This window comes from Methylobacterium sp. J-070, assembly GCF_022829385.1.
Classification (GTDB): domain Bacteria; phylum Pseudomonadota; class Alphaproteobacteria; order Rhizobiales; family Beijerinckiaceae; genus Methylobacterium.
Genome location: NZ_JAKSXX010000044.1, coordinates 1 through 8,818 on the forward strand (window position 1 = coordinate 1; position 8,818 = coordinate 8,818).

Sequence of the window (8,818 nt, forward strand, 5' to 3'; positions counted from 1 at the left end):
GGAAGTCGCCTTTGGCGTCTCGCTTCAGCTTGAGCGCGAGGACGTTGCGGATCATGGGCCGGCTCCGGATCGGAGCGGCAGGCTCGGCGGCTATGACTAACGAGCCGTGAACCTCAGCGCATTCCCGTTTGCGACAGGCCCAGAAAGGCTGCCGGGGGGCAGCGGTCGACCTCGACCAAACGACACGTTCTCGAATCCGGGCGGGTGGTCGCACGGGCCGAGCTATGCGCTGATGGTCTACGGGCGGACGGTATGACGAACGATCGATATCCAGGCTCGAATCCGTTCATTCCGACCAAGCCTGTATGGCGGTGCGGTCGGGAACAGCTGTGGGTTTCCGGGTTCGCCTTTCGGTCAGATCCTGAAAGACTCCGGACCACAAACCTTGACGCCGCGCCCAGGCTCGTTCTGCGGCCTTTGTATAGTCCAGTGTCGCTGCACGGTCCGGCACCGCGAAGCCTTGTGCCACCATCCAGGCGCCGAGATCAGCGTCGCCGACCCGACAGAGCGCCAAGCCTGTGCCATCTGCCCCATCTCCGTGCGGCTCGCACGCGATGGGGGCGCTGCCGATCCGTGCGGCGAGGGCCAGGGCCGCAGCCCGACCGCAGGGGTAGGGCTGATCCTGCGCGTTCGAGCAGGTCGCGTCGGCCTCAGGTGCAGCGATACCGAACAAGCTGATTTGGTGCGCGCCGACGCGGAGGGTTTCCCCGTCGATCACCTGGGCGGGGCCGCGCAGGACTTCGCCGGCCCGGGCGGGGGCGTGCCAAGCGAGACCGCCAGATAGGAGCGCGGCGAGGAGCGGAAGCTTCGCGCGCCCGCCTCTGTCATCTGGGCACAGGAGGGTGCCGGCGAGGCCGGCCACACAGGTGAGGAGGATACCGACGATCAATGACATGGTCTCAAGTCTCCGGCAGGGGTACGGCATCCCTTTTGCCGAAGTCCCGCCCCGCGACCCTGACGGCCCCTGTCAGCGTCCCGTCAGGCGGTGCGGCTTAGCCTGGGCCGCATGATCCCGATCCTGTCGCGCCGCGCCATCACCCTTGGCTTGCTCGCTGTGCCCGCCTTCGTCGATTCGCCCCTGCGCGCCTCGGAGGATGCTGACCGTGCCCGTCGCGCTTTAGAGAAGGGTGAGATTCGCCCCCTCGACGAAATCCTGCGGACCGTCCACCAAGTCGTTCCGGGCGACGTGGTGTCCGTCGATCTCAAGCACGACGATGGTGGTTGGCTGTACAAGCTGCGCGTCCTCGGCACCGACGGGAAGCGACGAACCGTCAAGGTCGATGCTGCCTCAGTGAAGATCCTGGATGATAACGACGATGATTGAGGGCATGGGTTAGCCATGCGCGTCCTGATCGTTGAGGATGAGCCGCGCATCGCCGCCGACATCCGGCGCGGATTGGAGGTGGCCGGCTACGTCGCCGACGTGGTGGCGGACGGCGAGGCCGCGTGGTTCCGTGCCGAGACCGAGCCCTACGACGCCATGGTGCTCGATCTCGGCCTGCCGCGCCTCGACGGGCTCGGCGTGCTGCGCCGGCTGCGGGCCGCCGACGTGACCCTTCCGGTGCTGATCCTCACCGCTCGGGACGGCTGGCGCGAGCGCGTCGAGGGCATCGATGCCGGAGCCGACGACTACCTCGTCAAGCCGTTCCGCATGGAGGAGCTGGTGGCGCGGCTCCGGGCGATTCTGCGGCGCACCGCCGGCCACGCCTCCCCGATCCTCCGCGCCGGCGCAGTGGAACTCGACACCCGCACCCGGGCGGTCAGCGTCGACGGCCGCCCGACCGAATTGACCGCCCTGGAATACCGGCTCCTGTCGTTCCTGCTGCACCGGCCGGGGCAGGTCGTGCCGGCAGGCGACGTGCTCGATCACCTCCACGGGGTCGGCACCGAGCGCGAGGCCAACGCCCTGGAGGCGCTCCTGACCCGCCTGCGGCGCAAGCTCGGGCCGGGGGTGATCGAGACACGGCGCGGACAGGGCTACTGCGTGCCGGCGCCGGACGGACCGTGAGGCGGCATTCGCTGCGCCTCCGGCTCGGCCTCGCCGCGGCGGCACTGATCGCCCTGGCGCTGCTGCTCGCCGGGATCGGGCTGACCGTGATCCTCGACCGGGTTCTCGATGCCCGCACCGCCGACGCCCTCGACCGGACCGCCAAGCTGATCGCAGGTCGGGTCACCGTCGCGCCGGATGGGAGCCCGACCCTCTCCCGGGAGCCGCCGGACCCGCGCTTCGCCACGCCCTATGGCGGCCTGTACTGGCAGGTGCAGGCGGGTGCGCACGTCCTGCGGTCGCGCTCGCTCTGGGACAAGAGCCTGGATCTCGGAAACCTGAGCCCCGGCAGGTCGGACACGACGGGCACCGTCGACACGACCGGGCCGGACGGGGGTCGGCTCATCGCGGTGGTCCAGCCGCTGGCGATCGGGCCGCCGGGCGCCGAAGCGGAGCTGCGGGTGATCGTGGCGGAGGATCGGCGTAACCTCGCAGCGAGCCGGTCAACCTTCCTGCATCTGCTCGTCCCGGCGCTCGTGGCCCTGTTCGTCGTGCTGACGCTGGCGATGGCCTTGTTCGTCCGTCGCGCGCTGGCGCCGTTCCGGGTGCTGCAGGCGGATCTGCTGGCGGTCCATGCTGGGACGCGGACGCGATTGCCCGAGCACTTCCCCGACGAGGTCCGGCCGCTGGTCACAGATCTCAACCGGCTGCTCGATGCGCAGGAGCGGGCGCTGATCCGCGCCCGGGACGCGGCCGCCGACATGGCCCACGGCCTCAAGACGCCGCTGGCCGTGCTCGACGCCCTGGCGCGCCGGACCGGGGCCGACGATCCGACCCTCTCGGCCGAGATCGCCGAGCAGGCCCGGGCGATGGGCGGGCAGGTGGAGCGGGCGCTCGCCCGGGCGCGGATCGTTGCCTCCGGCGACCTGCGGCGGCGGTCCTGCCGGGTTGCCCCGGTGACGGAGCGCCTCGTGGCGACCATGCGCCGGCTGCCGGAGGGGGGCTCCCTCGACTGGGTGGTGTCGGTTCCGGAAACGCTCGCCTATCCGGGGGAGGAGGGCGAGCTGATGGAGGTTCTGGGCAACCTCCTCGACAATGCGCGGAAATGGGCCCACCGGCGGGTCCGGATCACCGGGGAGATGGCCTTGGGGCGCCAGAGCCTCGCCGTGGACGACGACGGCCCTGGCATGAGCGCGGCGGCGATCGCCGGCATCGGCCGCGGCCAGCGCTGGGACGAGAGCCGCCCGGGCACCGGCTTCGGCATCGCCATCGTGCGCGACATCTCTGAGGCCGCCGGTGCGCACATGCGCCTCGACCGATCAGCGATGGGCGGATTGCTGGTCGAGCTGAATTGGATTGAAGAGGGGGGCAGCAGGCTGACGGGGCGATAGCCATGCTCAGGCCTACCACAGGCCTAGCCTTTCCCTTGCGCGTGCCTGAGGCGTTCGCGACACCGCAAAGCTCGCGGCGGACAAGCACGTGACGACAGGCGCTCTCCGGACCAGTTCCCCGCAGCTCGCCCCTGATGCCTCAGCTAGGCAGTCGCGTGGGGGGTCGGCGAGGCGGGGGAACTGGACACCGCAAGGCGCCGGCTCAGGCCCGAAAGGTCTGTTGTGGAAGAGGAGCCGACGACACGCCTCAACCCGTTATCCTTGCCTGCGCGGTAACCGTGGCGGCCCTATGCGCCTCCTCCCGGACGTGAGAGCGCAGGAGGCTGAGTGAGCGAAGATCTGGCGGCCCCGCTCCTGGCGCTGGCAACCGAGAACACCGAACTGCGCGAGCAACTGGCAACTGCGCAAGACATGCTGATGGAGACAGCATCGATGCCGGTCATCTGCATGCCCGGATCGAGGCGGTTCGGGTTGAGTGGGACGTGTTCGACTATGCTGCCCGCACACATTCCTTTTTCGCATAGAGCAGCGCCTCGCGCGCCGGTAGCGGTCGGCTGAACAGAAACCCCTGAACCTCACCGCAACCCTCGCTGCGGACTAGTTCGAGTTGCTCGACAGTTTCAACCCCTTCTGCCACGATGCCCATGCCGAGTCGTTCGCCGATGCCTACTACAGCCCGCACGATCGCTGCTGCGTCTGCGTCGGCTATGTCCTTGATAAAAGCACGGTCGATCTTGATCTTGTCGAATGGGAACCGGCGTAGGTAGCTCAACGACGAGTAGCCCGTGCCGAAATCATCGAGTGCGATGCGTACACCGAGAGCACGCAGCCGGTGCAAGCGCTCTAGCACCTCGTCCGCGTCCTGGATCAGCACGCTCTCTGTCACCTCCAGCTTCAGCCGATCAGACGGCAAGCCACTCGCAGCAAGGGCTGCCAGCACCGCAGTTTCGAGGCCATCCTGCCTCAGCTGGATCGGAGAGACATTGACCCCGATGCGGATGTGGGTCGGCCAATTCATCGCCTCGCGGCAGGCTTCCTGCAAAGCCCAAGTCCCAAGCGGTACGATCAGTCCCGTCTCTTCGGCCACCGGGATGAACTCGCCCGGCGAGATCTCGCCCCGTTCGGGATGGCGCCAGCGCATCAGCGCCTCGAAGCTCATCACCGCGCCGGTCGCGGCCTCCACCACCGGCTGGTAGACCAGCCGGAACTCGCCGCGCCGGATCGCCTCCTTCATGTCGAGGCCGAGATGGCCACGTATGGTGATGCGGGCGCCAGCGTCCGGGCAAAACTCACGATAAGTGTTCCGGCCTGCCGCCTTGGCCTCGTACAACGCAATGTCGGCCCGGTTGAACAGATCGTCCGCGCTGGCGTCCTGTGCTGAGGCGATGGTGAAGCCGATGCTGACGCCGACCTCGACCCCGTGCCCGTCGAGATCGATCGGCTTGCTCACCGTCGCGATCAGGTTATCAGCGAGGCAGGCCGCCGCACACGGATCGTCGAGATATGTCAGTATGATCGCGAACTCGTCGCCGCCGAGTCGGGCGATGGTATCGCAGGGACGCAGCACCACCTTCATCCGCGCCGCCACGGCTTGGAGCAGGACATCGCCCGCCGGGTGGCCGAAGCTGTCGTTGATGGCCTTGAACCGATCGAGGTCGCAAATCAGAACCGCAAAGGGATTGTCGGCGTGGGCAGCACGAGCAATCGCCTGATCGAGGCGGTCACGGAGCAGGGTACGATTGGGCAATCCGGTGAGCGCATCGTGGAGGGCCATGTGCCGGACCTGCTCTTCAGCTGCCCGGCGGGCGGTGACGTCACGTAGGGCGGCGACGTAGCCCACGGGGTGCCCGGTGTGGGGATCGCGCGCCAACCGCACCGAAGCCTCGATCCAGACGTAGTGCCCAGCCTTATGGCGGTGGCGGACGCAGGCGACGAAGCGGCCGTCATTCTCCATCAGCAACTTTGCCCGGAGATCGGCAAAGGCGTGCGCTTCCTCGGGGTGGCCGAACATAGCCGGCGTCGTCCCAACGAGTTCTTCTGGCTCGTAGCCGAGCACGGTACGAACGGCGGGAGAGATGTATAGGCGACGCATGTCGAGGTCGCCCAGGACGATCACGTCGTTGGCGTTCTCAGCGAGCAACCGATAGCGATGCTCGCTCTCACGCAACGCGGCATAGGCAGCATCGGCTTGCTCCCGTGCGCGCTCGGCCTCGATCTGGGCAGCACGACCGTACAGCGTGGCTTCGATGAACTTGGCGAGGTCCAACAGACAATGCCGATCCGCCTCGCTGAAGGCTTTGCGGGGCGCATCGTCGGCGATGCAGAAGGTCGCGGTGTTACTCCCATCGGCATGGACGATCGGGACGCCGGCATAGAAGCGCAGGTATGGCGCCCCTGTGACGAGCGGGTTCTGCGCAAATCGTCGATCTCGGTGCGTGTCGAGCACGACGAGCGGCTCATGAGGCGCACCGAGGACCGTCAGAGCGCAGAAGGCGATCGAGCGGGATGTGGTTTGGACGTCGAGCCCCACGCGTCCGAGGAACAGCTGACATTCCGTGTCGAGGTGTGACACAAAGGCGTAGCGCACCCCGAATAGTGCCGCGGCCGTCCGACACATCGCGTCGAGGGTCGGATCCCGCTCATCGCTCCGCCGCAAAGCTGGCAGATTGCGTTCCGGAAGTTCAGTTTCAAGGGATGGCATCGCTCGCCAATTTGAATACCGGGTTGCGCAGACTTTATCCGTGAGGTTGTTAAAAGGGCATTATTGGCTGCCCATCTACGCCTAAACATAGATCAAGAATGATGTTCCGATTTGAGAATGTTGCCGTTAATTGGCGGCAAAATTGATAGGCTTTCGTAAGTTTTTGCGCATGGTCGAGCGCGAGATTAGGGCTGAGCGGAGATCAATAGCCAAAACCGTCCGATGTCGGATGAGCGTCCGCGAGCCTACGATCCGTTGACGATCTGAAGCCTCCGCTTCTGTGAACCAGCTGGCAGGTCCTGCAGATTTGCACAGCGGGTCTGGTTCCGACCGCCTGCCTTGGCTTCGTAGAGCGCCCCATCCGCAAAGCGGTAGAGGTCCGTCAGCGCGGTCGCCTCCACGCCATTCGAGATAGCTGCTGCGAGCCCGATGCTCACCGTGACGGCCCCAGCGCCAATTCCGACCGAGCCAATCGTCATCGTCGATACCTCAGCGTGGACCTTCTCCGCGATGCGTAGGGCACCTGCTTGATCGGTGTCGGGCAGGAGGATGGCAAATTCTTCACCGCCGACCCGGCAGACGAGGTCGTGGGGACGATGGACGCTGGCCGAGAGGCAGCACGCCAGGCCCTGCAGCACCTCGTCCCCAACCTGATGGCCATAGCGATCGTTGAACTGCTTGAAGTGGTCGGCGTCGACGATGAGCAAGGCGAGCGGCTTACCGTTACGCTGCGCCGCATTCCAGGCGGGGGTACCGGCTTCCTCAAAGGCTCGGCGGTTTGGCAGACGCGTCAGAGCATCCGTCAGCGACAGCCGTTCGAGTTCCACCTTCATAGCTTCGCGGCGCCGCAGCTCGCGACCGAACAGGAGCGACAACGCGATTGTCAGGCCGCACAGCACCAGCACGATGCCGCCTATGGCGAGTGCCTTCGGTCGCCACTCGGCCTCGATCTCTGCGGTCGAGAGGGCAACGTTCAGGATCAGTGGCAGGTCGCCAACGCGCGTGAAGGCGAAGTACCGCTCGATCCCATCTCGGACCGAGGTCTCAACGAAGCTGCCGCTACGCTCGCGCACGAAGCCCTTGAAGGTCGCAGCATCGGCGATGTTCACGCCGATATCGGCTTCCGCGTAGGGCTGGCGCATGACCCGCGTGCCGTCGCTCAGGTACAAGCTGATCGCGCCGTCGCGGCCGAGGTCGAGCTGGCTGAACAGGCGTGTGAAGTACGAGAGCTTCACGCTGCCCATCACGACGCCGCCGAAGGAGCTATCCAACTTGGAGATGCGGCGGCTGAAGGGAAGCATGCGCTCGCCCGTCAGACGGGAGACCAGGGGATGGCCTACGAACAGGCCAGCGCCCGCGCGCGTCTTGTGAGTCAGGAAGTAGTCGCGGTCGGCATAGTTGCCTTCGCGCGGTGGCACCGCGTCGAGATCCGCGATGATGTCGCCGTGTTCGTCGATGACGATCATCACGCCCATGTCGCGGGCGGTGGCGGCCCGGTCGAACAGGATGAGCTGACGCAGCTCAGAGGTCATCTCTGGAAGGCCGGGCGTCCTGAGGTTGTCGACCGCAGCCTGGATCGAGAGGTCGTACATCTCGACATTGCGAGCGATGTCGCGCTCCAGAACCTGCACCAGGTTTTTGGAGGTCTGTTCGGCCTTGTCCCAGGCGTCCTGGCGCAGGTCGAGCAGCATCAGGCCGGATGCGGCGAGCATGCCGATGGGTGCCAAGACGCCGAGGACGATCCAGGCACGAGCAGAGCGGAGCCGGCGCGCGAGGTATTGTAGCGGAGCCATTGACGGGTTTACGCGAGCGCGGTCGCGCCAGTTCAATTTCTGGCATGAATAACCCTAACCAAGGATTGCAGACCGACGGAGCCGGGCCGCTGGTTCGACACGGTGGGGGAGCGATCTTCATCCGCGCGGACCTTGGGAGCGGCCAAGGTAACGCCGTTCTCGATCAGCGGCTGACACCTGACCCCCGTACTCCCCCTTACTCCTTATCAGCGGCTGACATTACCGCCCGGAAAACCAGCAATCCGTTCCATCGTGATCGAGACTTGTGCCTTACCCTGTGCGCCCAACTCGGCACGACGTCGTGCGCAGAGAGGCTGACGTCGGGCCATCTATCCGTACCAGCAGCCTTCCGGTGGTTGCTTGAACGATATCGATTGCGACAACGTTCAGACCTGGACCGATCGAACCGATCTGTTGGGAGGAAGATGCCATGAAGGTGAAGACACTTACCCTCGTCGCCGCACTCACCCTTGCTGTATCAGGTGCTGCGATGGCTCAGACCGCTGCCGGCGGCGGCAGCTCCGGCGGCAGCTCCGAGGGCAATATGAACAACCCGGGCTCGGTGAAGAGCAACTCCGAGAAGTCCATGGAAGGCGGCAGCAGCTCGATGGGCACGGGGACGATGAGCACGGGCACGGGGCCCGGCACCACCGGTGGCCCACCGGTCAGCACGCCCGGTGCACCTGCCGGTAGCGGTACGGGCAACGGCGCCACTGGCAGCGGTGCTGCGCCGAGCGGCAAGTAGTCCCTCAACGCCCCGCGGCACTGAAACCGCGGGGCTACCTCAATGCTTCGTCAAGCTATCAACGGTCTCGTTCGGCCCAAGCTTGCCCGAGAACCGAGCTAGATGACCGAGGCTCGGCTCATTCAGGCCGCCGGCGTTCGCGAACGTCGCGAGCGCGATACCAACGAGGAACTCAGCTTCCGCTTCCGTCACCGCTCGTCC

At 66.2% G+C, this 8,818-nt stretch carries 7 protein-coding genes; 4 read left to right on the top strand and 3 right to left on the bottom strand.

Annotated elements, in window-relative coordinates; all coding sequences use genetic code 11:
• Positions 1-286: 286 nt before the first annotated feature.
• Positions 287-895 carry a thermonuclease family protein gene (locus MKL01_RS02010; protein WP_243903565.1) on the bottom strand — a complete coding sequence of 203 codons (609 nt, stop codon included), beginning with the start codon at positions 893-895 and terminating at the stop codon, positions 287-289.
• Positions 896-1,006: 111 nt separating this feature from the next.
• Here MKL01_RS02010 and MKL01_RS02015 point away from each other — a divergent pair, with 111 nt between their 5' ends.
• The 3 genes from MKL01_RS02015 to MKL01_RS02025 are packed head-to-tail and all read left to right on the top strand — an operon-like array spanning position 1,007 to position 3,378.
• Positions 1,007-1,324 carry a PepSY domain-containing protein gene (locus tag MKL01_RS02015; protein WP_243903566.1) on the top strand — a complete coding sequence of 106 codons (318 nt, stop codon included), beginning with the start codon at positions 1,007-1,009 and terminating at the stop codon, positions 1,322-1,324.
• A 15-nt stretch (positions 1,325-1,339) separates the two neighbouring features.
• Complete coding sequence (locus MKL01_RS02020) at positions 1,340-2,008, top strand: response regulator transcription factor (protein WP_243903567.1); 669 nt, start codon at positions 1,340-1,342, stop codon at positions 2,006-2,008.
• Positions 2,005-3,378, top strand: coding sequence for a sensor histidine kinase (locus MKL01_RS02025; protein ID WP_243903568.1), 1,374 nt, complete (start codon positions 2,005-2,007; stop codon positions 3,376-3,378). Before MKL01_RS02020 ends, MKL01_RS02025 begins: the two co-directional genes overlap by 4 nt.
• Before the next feature lie 490 nt (positions 3,379-3,868).
• Here the strand turns inward: MKL01_RS02025 and MKL01_RS02035 are convergent, their stop codons facing one another.
• Both MKL01_RS02035 and MKL01_RS02040 read right to left on the bottom strand, forming a co-directional pair.
• A complete protein-coding gene (locus MKL01_RS02035) occupies positions 3,869-6,079 on the bottom strand; it encodes a putative bifunctional diguanylate cyclase/phosphodiesterase (RefSeq protein WP_243903569.1) in 2,211 nt (736 codons plus the stop codon).
• A gap of 245 nt (positions 6,080-6,324) precedes the next feature.
• Entirely contained in the window at positions 6,325-7,872 is a 1,548-nt protein-coding gene (locus MKL01_RS02040; protein ID WP_243903570.1) for a sensor domain-containing diguanylate cyclase, read from the bottom strand.
• Positions 7,873-8,302: 430 nt separating this feature from the next.
• Between MKL01_RS02040 and MKL01_RS02045 the strand changes: the two genes are divergently transcribed.
• The gene (locus tag MKL01_RS02045) at positions 8,303-8,617 is read left to right on the top strand and encodes a hypothetical protein (RefSeq protein ID WP_243903571.1); all 315 of its coding nucleotides are present in this window, start codon (positions 8,303-8,305) and stop codon (positions 8,615-8,617) included.
• The last annotated feature ends 201 nt before the right edge of the window (positions 8,618-8,818 follow it).

Bases quoted from the DNA above. Each gene is read 5' to 3' on its own strand.
- MKL01_RS02015 (WP_243903566.1), top strand. From the start codon at position 1,007: ATGATCCCGATCCTGTCGCGCCGCGCCATCACCCTTGGCTTGCTCGCT.
- MKL01_RS02045 (WP_243903571.1), top strand. From the start codon at position 8,303: ATGAAGGTGAAGACACTTACCCTCGTCGCCGCACTCACCCTTGCTGTA.
- MKL01_RS02020 (WP_243903567.1), top strand. From the start codon at position 1,340: ATGCGCGTCCTGATCGTTGAGGATGAGCCGCGCATCGCCGCCGACATC.
- MKL01_RS02040 (WP_243903570.1), bottom strand. From the start codon at position 7,872: ATGGCTCCGCTACAATACCTCGCGCGCCGGCTCCGCTCTGCTCGTGCC.
- MKL01_RS02010 (WP_243903565.1), bottom strand. From the start codon at position 895: ATGTCATTGATCGTCGGTATCCTCCTCACCTGTGTGGCCGGCCTCGCC.
- MKL01_RS02035 (WP_243903569.1), bottom strand. From the start codon at position 6,079: ATGCCATCCCTTGAAACTGAACTTCCGGAACGCAATCTGCCAGCTTTG.